General features: G+C 54.2%; 14 protein-coding genes. 4 read left to right on the forward strand and 10 right to left on the reverse strand.

The genetic code is table 11. The features are described from left to right. Position 1: 1 nt before the first annotated feature. The 4 genes from NZD86_RS21500 to NZD86_RS21515 all read right to left on the reverse strand — a co-directional run bounded on the left by NZD86_RS21500 (position 2) and on the right by NZD86_RS21515 (position 3,110). The gene (locus tag NZD86_RS21500; RefSeq protein WP_268044098.1) at positions 2-934 is read right to left on the reverse strand and encodes an ABC transporter ATP-binding protein; all 933 of its coding nucleotides are present in this window, start codon (positions 932-934) and stop codon (positions 2-4) included. Continuing rightward, complete coding sequence (locus NZD86_RS21505) at positions 927-2,012, reverse strand: hypothetical protein (RefSeq protein WP_268044099.1); 1,086 nt, start codon at positions 2,010-2,012, stop codon at positions 927-929. The genes NZD86_RS21500 and NZD86_RS21505 overlap by 8 nt, the downstream gene beginning before the upstream one ends. Beyond that, complete coding sequence (locus tag NZD86_RS21510; RefSeq protein ID WP_268044100.1) at positions 2,005-2,523, reverse strand: RNA polymerase sigma factor SigX; 519 nt, start codon at positions 2,521-2,523, stop codon at positions 2,005-2,007. The genes NZD86_RS21505 and NZD86_RS21510 overlap by 8 nt, the downstream gene beginning before the upstream one ends. A 248-nt stretch (positions 2,524-2,771) precedes the next feature. Then, positions 2,772-3,110 carry a hypothetical protein gene (locus NZD86_RS21515; protein ID WP_268044101.1) on the reverse strand — a complete coding sequence of 113 codons (339 nt, stop codon included), beginning with the start codon at positions 3,108-3,110 and terminating at the stop codon, positions 2,772-2,774. 13 nt (positions 3,111-3,123) lie between these two features. Between NZD86_RS21515 and NZD86_RS21520 the strand changes: the two genes are divergently transcribed. Further along, on the forward strand, positions 3,124-3,669 hold the full coding sequence (locus tag NZD86_RS21520; RefSeq protein WP_268044102.1) for a hypothetical protein: 546 nt from the start codon (positions 3,124-3,126) through the stop codon (positions 3,667-3,669). A 415-nt stretch (positions 3,670-4,084) separates the two neighbouring features. Here the strand turns inward: NZD86_RS21520 and NZD86_RS21525 are convergent, their stop codons facing one another. Then, on the reverse strand, positions 4,085-4,501 hold the full coding sequence (locus tag NZD86_RS21525; RefSeq protein ID WP_268044103.1) for a YmaF family protein: 417 nt from the start codon (positions 4,499-4,501) through the stop codon (positions 4,085-4,087). 873 nt (positions 4,502-5,374) lie between these two features. Continuing rightward, complete coding sequence (locus NZD86_RS21530) at positions 5,375-5,578, reverse strand: hypothetical protein (protein WP_268044105.1); 204 nt, start codon at positions 5,576-5,578, stop codon at positions 5,375-5,377. A gap of 75 nt (positions 5,579-5,653) precedes the next feature. On the opposite strand from NZD86_RS21530, the gene NZD86_RS21535 reads away from it, so the two are divergent. From NZD86_RS21535 to NZD86_RS21545, 3 genes are all read left to right on the forward strand, one after another. Continuing rightward, entirely contained in the window at positions 5,654-5,908 is a 255-nt protein-coding gene (locus tag NZD86_RS21535) for a glycosyl hydrolase-related protein (protein ID WP_268044106.1), read from the forward strand. A gap of 232 nt (positions 5,909-6,140) precedes the next feature. Beyond that, a complete protein-coding gene (locus NZD86_RS21540) occupies positions 6,141-6,812 on the forward strand; it encodes a glycoside hydrolase domain-containing protein (RefSeq protein ID WP_268044107.1) in 672 nt (223 codons plus the stop codon). A 75-nt stretch (positions 6,813-6,887) separates the two neighbouring features. Beyond that, positions 6,888-7,823, forward strand: coding sequence for an alpha/beta hydrolase (locus tag NZD86_RS21545; RefSeq protein ID WP_268044108.1), 936 nt, complete (start codon positions 6,888-6,890; stop codon positions 7,821-7,823). Between the two features lie 241 nt (positions 7,824-8,064). Here the strand turns inward: NZD86_RS21545 and NZD86_RS21550 are convergent, their stop codons facing one another. The 4 genes from NZD86_RS21550 to NZD86_RS21565 all read right to left on the reverse strand — a co-directional run bounded on the left by NZD86_RS21550 (position 8,065) and on the right by NZD86_RS21565 (position 13,879). After that, positions 8,065-9,459, reverse strand: a complete 1,395-nt coding sequence (locus NZD86_RS21550) for an FAD-binding oxidoreductase (RefSeq protein ID WP_268044110.1) — start codon at positions 9,457-9,459, stop codon at positions 8,065-8,067. Next, the gene (locus NZD86_RS21555; RefSeq protein ID WP_268044111.1) at positions 9,456-10,364 is read right to left on the reverse strand and encodes a fumarylacetoacetate hydrolase family protein; all 909 of its coding nucleotides are present in this window, start codon (positions 10,362-10,364) and stop codon (positions 9,456-9,458) included. The genes NZD86_RS21550 and NZD86_RS21555 overlap by 4 nt, the downstream gene beginning before the upstream one ends. A 20-nt stretch (positions 10,365-10,384) precedes the next feature. Next, complete coding sequence (locus NZD86_RS21560) at positions 10,385-11,821, reverse strand: aldehyde dehydrogenase family protein (RefSeq protein ID WP_268044113.1); 1,437 nt, start codon at positions 11,819-11,821, stop codon at positions 10,385-10,387. A gap of 87 nt (positions 11,822-11,908) precedes the next feature. Further along, on the reverse strand, positions 11,909-13,879 hold the full coding sequence (locus NZD86_RS21565; protein ID WP_268046997.1) for a YjhG/YagF family D-xylonate dehydratase: 1,971 nt from the start codon (positions 13,877-13,879) through the stop codon (positions 11,909-11,911). Positions 13,880-13,893 lie beyond the last annotated feature (14 nt).

Genomic DNA, 13,893 nt, shown 5'->3' on the forward strand with positions numbered 1-13,893 from the left:
ATCAGTGCCCCTTTGTCGACGTGAGTTGGAGAAACCAGTTTTCGAGACGACCGGATCGTTCCGACACCGTGTAGATGGTCATGCCCAACCGATGGATCACGTCGTTGACGTACCCGAGTTTCGCCGGCTCGTCTATGACGCCGACGAGTGTGGTCACCTCGTCCACCACCGACTCAATGTGAAATCTGACACCGGTCTCTTGTCCGAGCTGCAGCAGCAGGTCAGGTTCCATCCCACCTATCGTAAATATCCACTCACGGCCCTTGTGGAGAATGTCGTCAACGCGCCCGTGTGCTTGAAGCTTCCCTTCCGACAACAGGCCCACTGTGGAACAGACCGCTTCAACATCTTCCAGTAGGTGCGTGTTTAAGAGGACGGTTTTCCCTTCATCGCGCAACCCGGTCAAAATACTGCGCACTTCGTGACGGCCCCCCGGATCCAAGGCGGACACTGGTTCATCCAGGATGATGAGTTGCGGATCTCCGACGAGCGCGCACGCCAGTCCCAGGCGTTGCTGCATGCCCTTCGAGTAGGATCGAACACGCTCGGTGCGCCGATCGCCCAGACCGACAAGCTCCAATACGCGATCCACTTGTCTGTGCATCGCCGATTTGTCCACACCAGCCAAGCGAGCATGAAACTGCAGGACTTCGTAACCCGTAAGCCAGTCCTGAAAGCGAAACAACTCGGGCAAATAGCCAATTTTGCGCCGACTTTCTGGACGGCCCGGCGGCAATCCGAACACTTTCACTTCCCCGGCCGTCTTGTGTAACAGTCCCACCAGCATTTTAACGAACGTGCTCTTTCCCGCACCATTGGGCCCGAGCAACCCAAAAACCTCGCCGTTAGGCAAGGTTAAATGGATATCGTGGCACCCTTTTCCGTTCGTGTACTCCTTCGTTAATCCCTTCGCAAATACGGCAGGCTCAGCCATTGGTCAACTCCTGTGCAGCTTGAATGAGCTTCGTCTGTGTGGTGAATTGGCCCGTGTCCAGTCGATAGATTTTCCCATTGCTCAACCACATGACCGAGCCACGCCCATTCTCAACATTCACATACGCATCGTTCCCGTTGACCTTTGTAGGCACAAACTGGTTGTTCATAGGGAAGTACAAGGTGTCTTTCCAGTCCTGAGACTGAAGAAGCGCGTTACGCATATCGGGCGGTAAGAACGGGAGGCTGAGCAACGCGGCCCGAACTTTGTCCACATCGATCCCCTCGGGCACCTGCACGGACGGAGAGCCCATCACCTGCAGCGACGTGTAAATCTTTCCGGACCCGTTCGTGTACTCCTCAAGCGTCGTAGGAATGTGAATAATCATGTTCTTTCCATCGATCTCGCTCGGGAAGAAGTTTTTCGCCCCCAACTGCTTCAGCAGATCATTAATGGCCCCGACATGTAATTGGAGCGTGACGTCCGTCGGCTTCGTGTAGCCGGCTTGAACTGTTACATTTGGAATGACCGCTTGTAAAGAAGGGACATGGTACCCTGTCGCCTGGTTCGCCTGCGCCAAACTGACATTTCCCGGCTGTGATTGACCGCCGTTGACGGTAAGCGTGCCAAACTTTTGAAGATCGACCTTTTTGCCATCGACGCCCGCATTTTCAACAGCCTGACTTAGCTTTTGGAGGTCCTCGCTATCAAAGCCCTGCAGGTGTTGTACATAAAACGTCTGCATCATGCTCGCCATCACTTTCGATCCCGGCGCCGTGTTCAAAACCACCGCAGCAGCAGCCAATGCAGCGACGGCTGTTCCCCACCTTGCGATCCGATTGAGACGCTTTCTACGGGCGCTGTACCCGCTTGGTTGAGAAGCATGCTTGACTGGTTCCCACTGTGGCTCCACCACACTCGACGGCTCGTGGACATCCACTTCCGTTTCCCCTTCCTCCGACCCTGCGCCCCCGGACAGCAGCCATCTTGGATGAGGTGCTTCATCGCGAACCCGTTCCTCAAAACGCTTCAGCGCCTTGTCGACGTCAGCCCCTGGAAATTGTTCTATGTCAGCCATGTTGGACTCCATCCTCCTGTTCGTATGCTTGTTTAAACCTGGACAACGCTCGGTTCAGCATCGTCCCGACAATGCTCTTGTTGACGCCAAGCACGTGAGCAATCTCCACGTAACTGTACCCGCTGTGACGCAATAGAAGCACTTGCCGATCCCGATCCGACAACCGTCCCAACACATTCAAAACATCTTCACGGTCCAGCTTCTGCATGAAAGACTCTTCACCAGACGGCTGCACTTGAATCGTATCCGGCTGTTCACTGGATGCGAGGCTCAGCTTTTGTTCCCGATGGACGGATCGAAGATGGTCGTAACCGAGTCTCATCGCCACGCGGTAGAGCCAAGGTCCGATCCGCGACAAATCATCCGGCGGTTTCCGATAAAGCCGAAGAAACGTCTCCTGCGCCAAATCCTCAGCAATCGTTCTGTCGTGTACCAAGGCTATCAACTGGCGCACAACAGTCGGATAGTGTTGTTTGAACACCAAGACAAACTGCTCTGGTAACTCAGGCACCAAGCTCACCCCTTTCACATGTCAGACGAACAAAGCCGAGAAAAAGTATCACCCTAATCCAAATCGCATCCATCCGCATTGGCCCAACGCCATAAACACATATATTTATATAAACCTATAAATACCTAGATATATATTTCGACCGAGATAAAATTTGTCGAAATGGAACATTTCTTGTCTGAAATCCGTCATATTAAAGAAGAAACAAGGACAGTGTAACCCGTACGGGGGAGGACGAACATGAACCTTCAGACGAAAATCGTAACCAGCACAGCAGTGGCGACCATGAGCATCGTGGGACTCGCCGGATGTGCCCACAAGTCGGACGCGCCAACGGCTCCCTTGTATAACACCAGTGCGACCAACAATAGTTCTGCATCGAACACAGCAAACTCTGTAGGTGCCACGAGTGGAGCCGGATCGGCCAATGATGCGACAGGCAACTCACTATCGTCAAATTCCGCAACCCAAAGCAGCGCATCATTCCCGGATATCGTTCGCAGTGCGATGAGCCAAGTTCCAACAAATACACGAAGTGGTGCACAGGCTCCGACCACTTTGCCAAAATCAGCGAACGGCGACGACACACTTCAATATACTGTGACACACTCTACACAACCGGGAGCAGGCGTGACCAATTACGAATCTACGTACAATGTATCGCTGGGCAACTCACACCAAAGCCTCGCGAACTGGAATGTTACACATTACGCGTCGGCCGACATCGCAAAACAAGCTTATCAGTCCACGATGGGTGCAGGTACGCCAGACTTCAGCGGCGATCCCGCCATCACCCTAACAGGCAACCACACGGCCTACGTGACAAAAGACGGCAACGGTGCCACGAGCATTCGCTGGACAGAGGGCAAGTGGAACATCCGGGTGACGGCCCTCAAAACAGAAGTCGCACCGACCCCGGTAGCGGATCAGGTAGCTGCATATTTGGACAAGAACCTCATGCCAGCGCCACATGATGTCGGAGCCATCAACGTAACAACGTCCGACATGAGCAATAGCCACCTCCAGGCACAAGTGATCTGGCAGGAAAACGAAAATTTGTATCAAGTCCAAACCACAGAGTACGCATCAGACCCGGTACAAACTGCCCTTGGCATGGCCATTTCTATGAAGCCCTACCAAGGGTGATGGCACGCTAGAGAATTAATCGGCCTTTCAGCTAAACGAATAATGATAAGGCCCCGCCCCGAATACATGACGCCAAGGCCGGGGAAACCGAAGCCTCGATGGGCGACCATCGGGGTCTGGGAGCGGGGCGATTCTCGTGGGTTTGAGGTAGGAACTTGGGGATCGGCGCGAGGTAACGCACCAAATGGAGTGTATGAAGCGGGCTCAGAGTTGCAAGTGTGTCCAACTCGGAAGGTCGATCCCTGGACTCGTTCACTCTCGACAAATATTTATCAAGTCAAACGCGTCCACAGGTTCTCGTGAATATTGTGTTGATCAATAGGCGACATGTACCTGGCTCAAGGCGAATCGCAATGCCTTCCCTCCATGCGTCCGCCTTGGCCCGAGTAATAAGAGCGACCTGGTCACATGTCGTTCACTGTTCCTTCCCCGTTCTCCCACTATATGTGTGGCGGTGAGGTACGCGCCCATCCACCGTCGTGACGCCACGAAAGTAGTGGATATGCCCTCCCCCTGGTAAAGGAATGGCTGGGCCAGTTCGCCCGCTGATGCGATGGCGATGTCCGTCGTTCAGGGTCGTGACTGTCTCATAAGCGTGTGTGTGCGGCACGCCGCTCGGGGCTGGACGTGTCAACGCCGAATAAGCATGGCGATGTCCTACATCAACAGATGTGATACCGGAGAATCCGTGGGTGTGTAGCAGCCGTCCATCCCATGTAATCAGGAAAATTTCATGCGTGTGATCATTTCCCTGTGATTCCGATTCTGATTCTGTTTCTCTTGAACCTCCCTGTTCCACCACGAGTCCGTAAACCCATTGTTCGTCATCCATCCTCCGAAGCTCCTCCCTCATGGTAGGCAGAAAAAGGCCTTCCCACTCTTCGAGTTTGTAATACTCTAGGTAATGAAGTCTCGCAGGAAAATGAAAGGGCACCTGACACGTAGCTACCGTAGAAACAGGGCAGTTCTAGTACATTTGGTAGGGGGCTGTACACCCACCCACCCACAGAGTGGATCCTGTGTGGATTCTCGTGCACGCAATCGCTGCTTGATTTGAATAGGAGGTTTTTGATGTCGGCGGATCGATTCAGATTCATTTGTGCTGTACATATGGTATCCCATGGATGACTTGCCGCCCAACCTCATTCCATATGTTCGGATCGGCTTGGACAACTATCGGAAAGGAATCTGGTTTTCGGATTTTGGGTGGTAGATGGGGTTAGGTGCGCCGATTTGGTGGCTGGCGCAAGGACTGACGGATCCAGGACTGCCGGGTCACATGCTGCGAAACTGTGCGACTGAAGCGGTTAGAGAAGGGTCAAACGTCCCTCACGTGAATGCCTTCCCCTACGTGTTCAACGAATTTTATTACAAAAACCACTCCCCGCAAATTGGGACGTGGTACCTTCAAGTCTTGGAAACTTTTGCAAACAAGAACCGCAGGTGATCAACTTAATAGGTGGTTTTGAATTTCGATTAGGACCTTAGAAATTCGAGAGCTTCGTCATAACTCTCGAAGTGAAATTCCTTATCGTTCACTGATGACGATTTGGAGGTCCTATTTAGTTGCATCTTGGTGACAGCACCATTTACGACGACCGCGGATCGTCTCAATCCTCTTTCTGATACCATTTTTTGTTGTTCGACAATTGACTGTTGGGTATCCTGCTTGAATGCGATTCACTCTTTGACATCTACTAATGCATTAAAATGTGTCAGGTTTAATTCGGAGATTAGAATCCAATTTCTTGTTTGCATCTTGAACTTCCGAGACCGTCACATTCCCGCCCCATTTTAGGTAGATGATACCTTTTTGAGCATCGACTATTTTTGCTTCCCACATGATGATCACCTCAAGAATACTGCCTTGGAATTGTATCCTTGTACCTTCATTAGTTGGTTTTTTCACTTTATCCTCTGACAGTAATGGAATGGTACACACACGAACAGACAGCGGGCTGTAACCGTCGTTTTGTATCCAGAGATGCACTGCGATTCCGCCATGGTACAGATTGATGCTTTAAAGAAAAGTGAAGACGGCAATCAAATTTTCTTGCGTGTTCATGAGTTTGCCGGCCACCGTGGATCACTTCGGATATCGAGCGACTTTCAGATTCGATCATGGCAAGCGTGTAATCTGCTCAAAAAGCCGATTTCTGAGCGGTATGAGGCTGAATCGGCGGCTCCGACAAGACCCTGGCATTCCTTTGTTGCCCCCTTGACCTGCGTACCCGAGTGATTAAGGGACCCGGAAGCCCTTGTTCCCACTCACGAACCTGTCACCCTCTCGAAAATGGTGAGACAAGGGCATCGTGTTCCCTTCGCCACGCCGAGGCGGTTTCAATTCACCGACAAAGCGCTGGCATTCCGCTATCCCTCGCCCTCGCCCTCGCCCTCGCCCCGCGTGTCCCCCGCCTGCCCGCGCCAATACATCTCCTGCCTCAAACACACCTTACAGGAGGTCACCAACCATGCAGTCTATCGGCCACGCCGCATCAGCGCCTGCACACGGGAAAGGATTCGACACTGCCACCAAACTCACGTCCTCCACTGCCGCGGCACTGCGGCAACAGGGATATTCATTTTGCCTGCGCTATCTGCCGTTTGCGAGCAACGTGCCATCGTCCACTGCGGATCTCGATCACGCCGAAACGGCCCTCGTCCTGAACGCCGGTCTGGCGCTCATGCCTGTTCAGCACGTTCGCTTTGAAGGCTGGCATCCCACATCCGATCTCGGTACGAAAGATGGCCAAGCAGCCCGCACGCATGCCTTTCAAGCTGGCATTCCTGCACATGTCAACGTTTGGCTGGATCTCGAGGGCGTGGCTCAAAGGACGCCGGCGAGGCGGATCGTGGATTATTGCAACGCTTGGTATGACTCGGTGGCGGCTTGGGGGTATGTGCCCGGACTATACGTCGGCTGGAACTGTGGTCTGGGTGGGGATTCACTGTATCGTGATTTGAAAGTGAAACACTATTGGAAATCGGCAAGCGACGTACCAACGCCTGCCGTACGGGGATATCAGATGAGGCAAGTTGAGGTGGACAAGAGGGTTTGTGGGATCGCAATCGATGAAGATGTCCTTCAACACGATGCACTTGGTGAGACAGTCATGTGGCTGTCCACAACATGCGGGATATGATAGCTTATTTAAAGAATTCTAATGCATTCCGGCCATCTCCACGCAGGTCATAATAGCGGAATAGAGGAGGTTCGTATGGGACTTCGCCCGCATGTTAAATCCTTTCTTGAGTCGATTCCTTCGGACGACTCTGCATCAATACCGAGCGTTGTGGAGTTACGTCACAATCAAAAGTCGAGAAGCGTTCCTCTCGATCAAAGACCCCCTGTTTGGAAAGTTGAAGATATACTCGTCCCAGAGAATGGATGGAAAATTCCCATTCGTATTTATACACCCAACATGCACCACAAGCTTCCGCTTCTCCTATATTTTCATGGTGGGGGATTCAGTATCGGAAGTCTGGAGAGCCATGACCTCATATGTCGTCGATTGGCCAATGAGTTGGGGTGGAAAATCATCGCTGTAGATTACAGACTCGCTCCAGAAAATCCGTTTCCCTCAGGAGTAGAAGATTGCTACGCCGTTACACAGTGGTGTAGTACGAACGCCCCCTTGTTAGACATAAACTCCTCGATGATAGCGGTGGCAGGAGATAGCTCTGGTGGGAATTTCGCAACGGTAGTGAGTATGATGGCACGCGATCGAGGAACACCACCCATTTACAAACAAGTGTTGATTTGTCCCAACACGGAATATTACCAGTCTCATATTCCGACAAAATATGAATCCTACATGGAATGTGGGTCAAAGTATCTCACAACTGATCGAGGCATTAGCCAGTTTTGGACATGGTACATGCCAAATATCAACGAAGCTCATCACCCATACGCATCCCCCATGGATGCACAAGATTTATCGAATTTACCACCTGCATTGATTCTTACTGCTGAATACGATCCGTTAAGAGATGAAGGGGAAACTTACGCACGCAGGCTTCACGAATCTGGTGTATCCGTTCGGTCAATTCGGTACGAGGGTACAATTCACGGGTTCTTGGGGCTCTTTGCAGATGAAGAAGAAGGTCAACAAGCCTATTCAGCCATAACGCATTTTTTGAAACGATCTCAATAAGAATAATCCCCCATGAAAGTGAACGACCTAGAGGCAATTGTCCCTCTAGGCCCTGTCTTTCTTGGACCTGTCGGTAACTCTACTGTGTGCTCAATAGGCTGCATGACGTGTTTGTCATTTATCCGCACTATGGTGCTGATCTGTTTCGTTGAAACTCAAGCCCCTGAGGGGCCAGGCGACGCACACGCAAACTGGAATATCTCCATATAAGCGCCGCCTGGGCGTCCGTTCGGCACGTCCGTTACGCGTGGTGACTCTCCACTGTTGCAGGCGAGTCGACCAGCTTGCCGGGGTTCATGATGTTGAGCGGATCGAGAATGGAGTGGATGGCGCGCATGACTGAAATGGCTTCGCCGTGCTCGATTTCCTGGTACTTCATTTTCCCCAGTCCAACTCCGTGTTCGCCTGTGCAAGTGCCCCCGAGCTCCAAGGATGTGTGAACCAACGCTTCGTTGAAGCGATTGGCCCGGGCGACGTCTTCCGGATCATCCGTGCGAACGGCCATGGTCACGTGGAAGTTTCCGTCGCCAACGTGGCCGACGATGGCGCCCCGTGCACCCGTTTCGTCGAGGAGCTCTTTGGCCCGCACAACGGCCGCTGGCAGCTTCGATACCGGTACACAGACGTCTGTCGACATATGTCCGTATCCTGGATACTGGTGCATGAACGCGTATAGGGCGTTATGACGGGTCTCCCACATGGTGTGGCGGGCTTGGTCGTCGGAGACGTGATCGAATGTCGTGCATCCCTCTTCCTGGATGATCTCCATTGCGGCCTCCACGTCGGCTTCCACGTTGCGGGCATTGCCGTTGAACTCCAAGAACAATGTGGGATTGGGAGAAAAAGTAGAGCCAGTATATTTATTGAACGCTTCGACGAACGGGCCGTCGACGAGTTCCATGCGTACCACTGGAATGCCAGCGCCGACGATGGCCGTGGACGCCCGAACGCAACTCTCGACGTCCGGGAATTCTGCGCGGGCGGCGATGGTCTTTTCCGGTATTCCCCACACGCGAACCCATAGCTCTGTAATGACCCCGAGCGTTCCCTCCGAGCCGACGAACAGGCCGGTCAAATTGTAGCCAGACGACGATTTTGCGGCCAGAGAAGCCGTGTGAATGACGGTGCCGTTAGGCAGGACGACTTCGAGTGATCGGACGTTGTCTCGCATGGCTCCGTAGCGCACCGTCGTCGTGCCGCTCGCATTGGTTGCGGCCATGCCGCCGAGGGAGGCGTTGGCGCCGGGATCCACCGCGAAAAACAGTCCGTAGCGACCCAGTTCCTCGTTCAATTGTTCCTTGAGGACGCCTGGCTGGACGCAAACCAGAAAGTCATCCGGACGGACTTCGAGTACTTTGTTCATGCGCATCATGTCCATGCTGATTCCGCGTTGGATGGGCACGACATGGCCCTCCAAACTTGTACCCGTGCCAAATGGCACGATGGGGATTTGGTTGGCCGATGCGTACGACACAATCTTCACCACGTCATCCGTCGACTCAGGAAAGACAACGACATCCGGCAGTACTGGTTCGTGGTACGACTCATCGCGACTATGCTGTGCAAGAATACTGACGTTGTCCGAAACTTGATCCGGGCGCAAAAAACTTTGTAAATCAGATTTCAGTGTACTCATACTTCAACACTCCTTGACATTACCTGTGCTTCCACTGGATTCCTCAACATACCGACTGCGTCAATGAATATCTCGACGACGTCGCCGTTTGCCAGCGTAAATTCGTCCGGCGGGACAATGCCTGTTCCCGTCATTAAAACGGTGCCGTCCTGAATGGGGTTATCTCGGCGAAGGTACTCGATGAGTGTGGCGAAGCTCCGCCGAAATTGTGAGAATGAGACCGAGCCTTGGAACGCTATAACGCCGTCCCGAGCGATGGTCAACTCGATGTCCCACTCCTCAGGGCGCTGTTCCCCTGTATTCCACAGAAGCACCGGGCCAAACGAACAGCTTCTCGCGAACACCTTGGCTTGGGGCAGGTAAAGTGGGTTCTCGCCTTCGATGTCACGCGAGCTGAGGTCGTTGCCCACAGTCCAGCCAATTAGATCGCCAGCTGCTGAAATGACGATGCACAACTCTGGTTCAGGGACCATCCACTGCGAATCGGATCGCAGTGCGACGGGATGCCCGGGGGCGACGACCCGATCATATGTGGCTTTGAAAAACAATTCGGGACGCTCGGCGACATAGACGCGATCGTACACGCTGTCCTTGATTTGCGTCTCCGCATTGCGCGCTTCGCGGCTTCGTTCGTAGGTGACGCCGGACGCCCACACCTCGGGTGAAACAACGGGCGGCAAAAGCCGTCCCTGGCGCTCCAGATCTGCGAACGACAGACAAGGACCTGTAGAGAGCTGTGCCTCCGCTTCGGCCGCGGTGATACCGAGTGCGCGAAGTGCGTGCCACATGGGAACCGGATCGGTCCACGAGGGTACTTGATGAGTAACGGAAAACACGTCGTCACCGTGGAGAATACCAAGCTCCACACGATTGTCAGCTGGGTTGCTGTAGCGGATGGTTTTCATCTAGTCGCCCTCCCGGGTGGTTATCCGAAGTAAACGGCACAGGTTTTCGTTTGACTGTAGAAATCGAGCGCAGCTTGCCCTTGTTCACGACTATGTGAACTTGAGCTTTTCATGCCTCCAAAGGGAGCTTGATACTCAACACCAGCCGATTCCAAATTGATGCGAACCATGCCAGCTTGTGTTTCATCGAGGAAACGCATGCCGCGCCGGATGTCGCGCGTGAAGACGGATGCACTTAGCCCGTATACTGTGTCGTTACACTGTGACAGTGCCTCCTCAAAGTCATGCGCTTCCAACAAGACGGCAACTGGCCCGAAAATCTCCTCCTGAACTAGCCTATGTTGAGCGTCAACGCCCTCCACGACGAGCGGGGCAACATAGTAGCCGCGCTGTGGGTCGACTTGTAACTCGCCTTCTGCCGCGACTTGTGCCTCTTTATGCGCGAGGTCAACATATGAGCAGACCGTTTCGTATTGCGCTTGCGAGGCGACGGGACCGAGATACGATTTCGGGTCAAGCGCTGAACCGACGTAAATCTTGGCTAGTTCGTCTCTCAGCTTGTCTCTGAATGCCCCTTCAATCGACTTCTCCACAATAATCCGGCTCGTCGCCGTGCACTTCTGCCCCGCCGAGCGAAAGGCGCCGCTGAGCACGGCTGGTACAGTGACGGTGAGATCGGCATCATCGAGGATCACGGCTGCGTTTTTTCCACCCATTTCCGTCTGGTACTTGATGTTTCGCTTGGCCGCGATGGAAGCGACGTGCATGCCCGTCTTGGTGGAGCCGGTGAAGCTGATGCCGTCGAGATCGACCTGTTCAATGAGCGCGTTGCCAACGAGACTGCCTTGACCTACGACGAGATTGAGCACGCCCGCAGGAAGTCCGGCCTCCGCGAAGACTCTCGTGACGCGCGTGGCAGACAGCGACGCGACCTCCGCAGGCTTCCACACGACGGTGTTGCCGCAAATGAGCGCGGGCGCAATCTTCCAGATGGGGATGGCCACTGGGAAATTCCACGGTGTGATGATGCCGACCACGCCAAGCGGTGCACGCTTGGTGTACTGCAGCACCTTGTCCTGGCTTGCGGGGATGACGTCTCCCACGGCACGAACACCTTCGGCAGCGTAATACTTCAACAAATTCACGCCGCGAATGACTTCACCTTTCATTTCCGATATCGGCTTGCCCATCTCCATGCTTGCCAACCGCGCTACATCGTCGGCTTGTTCTTCCAGCAGAGCGGCGGCCTTGAAGAGAATGTCACCACGGCCGGACGGAATCATGGAAGCCCAGACCGACAGTGCGTTTCGAGCCGCGCGTCCCGCTTCCAGTACGTCTTTGACGGACGACAGATGGATGACACCCACTTCCTGCTTCACATCAGACGGGCTATGAACAACCATTTCTCCCGCAGTCGGTACAATCCACTCACCGTTAATCCAGTTGCTAGATTCCATTCTTCCAATCCCTCCATGACTGATGACTGATAGATGCGTTTGGCGCCTGACTCATCCGAATATTTTGTTTTGACCTATATAAGAAACTTATAAATTCAAGGCCTTTTTCCCTGCTTCGATGACTTGAATGATTTTATCCACGTCGTAGACAGCCCCGCTCCAAGCTCCGCCACTCACGTCCTGGAGTGCCGCCCAAAGCCTCGTGTCGTCCGGCAAGTCCGGATCAGGAGCGAGATCGGGATGGGGTTCCCTAGCGGCCAAGATTGCGGCTGCTTGTTTAGGTGAATATACGCTCGTACCGTGGCCAACGAAGTCCACCGATCCCGTCAAATGATTCCTGTCAACGATGATTTGTACGATGTCGCCATTTCTCAACTTCCCGATAGGCCCACCGGCCAAGGCCTCAGGTCCGATGTGACCAATGCAAGCGCCCGTAGACACACCCGAAAAGCGTGCATCCGTAATGAGGGCAACTTGTTTGCCAAACGGGAGATGTTTGAGTGCGGACGTCAGTTGATAGGTTTCTTCCATACCTGTGCCGGACGGTCCCCGACCGATGAGCACCAGGACGTCACCTGGTTGGACATCGCCATTTTTGATGGCCTGCATGGCTTGGCGTTCGGTCGTGAACACTTTTGCCGGTCCCGTGTGGCGATAGACGCCGTCTTCGTCCACGACAGACGGATCGATGGACGTCGACTTGATGACGGCACCTTGCGGTGCCAGGTTCCCCCGTGGGAACGTGATAGTGGAAGTCAGCCCTCTGGCCGACGCCATCTGCGGATCCATGATGACGTCGTCTGGGTCCACGCCTGTCACTTCCGTCAAATGGCGGCGAACTTGATGGCGTCGTTCGGAGTCCTCCCACCAATCGAGGACTTCGCCGAGCGATTGACCCGAGACCGTTTTGACGCCGGTGTGAAGCAGTCCTTTTCGCCGTAAGTGAAGCATCACTTCCGGAACGCCCCCGGCGAGGAACACATACACCGTTGGATAGTCGACCGGGCCGTTCGGCAAGACGCTCACGATCCTCGGCACCTCACAGTTCACCTCGTGCCAGTCGGCTACCGTCGGCATGGTCAGCCCCGCGGCGTGCGCAATGGCGGGAATATGCAACAACAGATTGGTCGATCCGCCAAAGGCCGCGTGCAACACCATCGCATTGTGGAGTGCATCATTTGTGAGAATATTCTCCATGCCCCAGCCCAGTTGGCTGATATGCAACAAAGCGCGAGCGGAGTGAATGGCCATTTCCTCCCATATCGGCTGTCCCGAAGGGATCAGTGCCGAGTGAGGCAACGCCATGCCGAGTGCTTCCGCGACAACTTGGGACGTGGCCGCCGTCCCGAGAAACTGACATCCCCCACCTGGTGTGGCACATGCTTTGCACGCCACTTCCGCGGCGTACTCCAGACTGATCTCTCCGTGCACATAGCGGGCCCCAATGGTTTGGACCTTGCCGGCATCTTCCCCATCTTCCGCCGCGAGCGTCACCCCGCCCGGCACGAGAATTCCCGGTAGTGACCGGATGGACGCGAGGGCGATCATCGTTGCAGGAAGGCCCTTGTCACACGTGGCAACACCCATGACCGCCTTGCGCATAGGCAGGGAACGAATGAGTCGTCGCATGACCATCGCTGCATCATTCCGGTACGGCAGCGAATCAAACATGCCAGCTGTGCCTTGAGAGCGTCCATCACAAGGGTCACTGACGTATGCGGAGTACGGCACAGCACCTAGGCGCCGAAACTCTTTCGCGGCAGCCTCAAGCAGCAACCCGATCTCCCAGTGGCCCGTGTGATAGCCGAGCGCTGTAGGCGTGCCGTCCGGGTTCCGAATGCCACCCTGCGTGCTCACCATGAGCACCTGCTTGCCGAGAACCTTACTTGGCTCCCACCCCATGCCGACACTCTGTGTCAACCCGAAGAGATCGCCGCTGGCCCAAGATTTGAGCATCTCGGGATCCAATGGAAGCCTCCCCTGTGGTCCACGTGCATGTGTGGGAATTTCGTAGAGATCCGTTCGATCCGAATGTAAAATCGCCGATAACGCGTCCATTTTCGGCACCGTCT

Source organism: Alicyclobacillus dauci (genome assembly GCF_026651605.1).
In the GTDB taxonomy this organism is placed as follows: Bacteria; Bacillota; Bacilli; order Alicyclobacillales; family Alicyclobacillaceae; genus Alicyclobacillus; species Alicyclobacillus dauci.

Bases quoted from the DNA above. Each gene is read 5' to 3' on its own strand.
- NZD86_RS21500 (WP_268044098.1), bottom strand. From the start codon at position 934: ATGGCTGAGCCTGCCGTATTTGCGAAGGGATTAACGAAGGAGTACACG.
- NZD86_RS21505 (WP_268044099.1), bottom strand. From the start codon at position 2,012: ATGGCTGACATAGAACAATTTCCAGGGGCTGACGTCGACAAGGCGCTG.
- NZD86_RS21525 (WP_268044103.1), bottom strand. From the start codon at position 4,501: ATGGATGACGAACAATGGGTTTACGGACTCGTGGTGGAACAGGGAGGT.
- NZD86_RS21535 (WP_268044106.1), top strand. From the start codon at position 5,654: ATGCACTGCGATTCCGCCATGGTACAGATTGATGCTTTAAAGAAAAGT.
- NZD86_RS21540 (WP_268044107.1), top strand. From the start codon at position 6,141: ATGCAGTCTATCGGCCACGCCGCATCAGCGCCTGCACACGGGAAAGGA.
- NZD86_RS21545 (WP_268044108.1), top strand. From the start codon at position 6,888: ATGGGACTTCGCCCGCATGTTAAATCCTTTCTTGAGTCGATTCCTTCG.
- NZD86_RS21550 (WP_268044110.1), bottom strand. From the start codon at position 9,459: ATGAGTACACTGAAATCTGATTTACAAAGTTTTTTGCGCCCGGATCAA.
- NZD86_RS21555 (WP_268044111.1), bottom strand. From the start codon at position 10,364: ATGAAAACCATCCGCTACAGCAACCCAGCTGACAATCGTGTGGAGCTT.
- NZD86_RS21560 (WP_268044113.1), bottom strand. From the start codon at position 11,821: ATGGAATCTAGCAACTGGATTAACGGTGAGTGGATTGTACCGACTGCG.
- NZD86_RS21565 (WP_268046997.1), bottom strand. From the start codon at position 13,879: ATGGACGCGTTATCGGCGATTTTACATTCGGATCGAACGGATCTCTAC.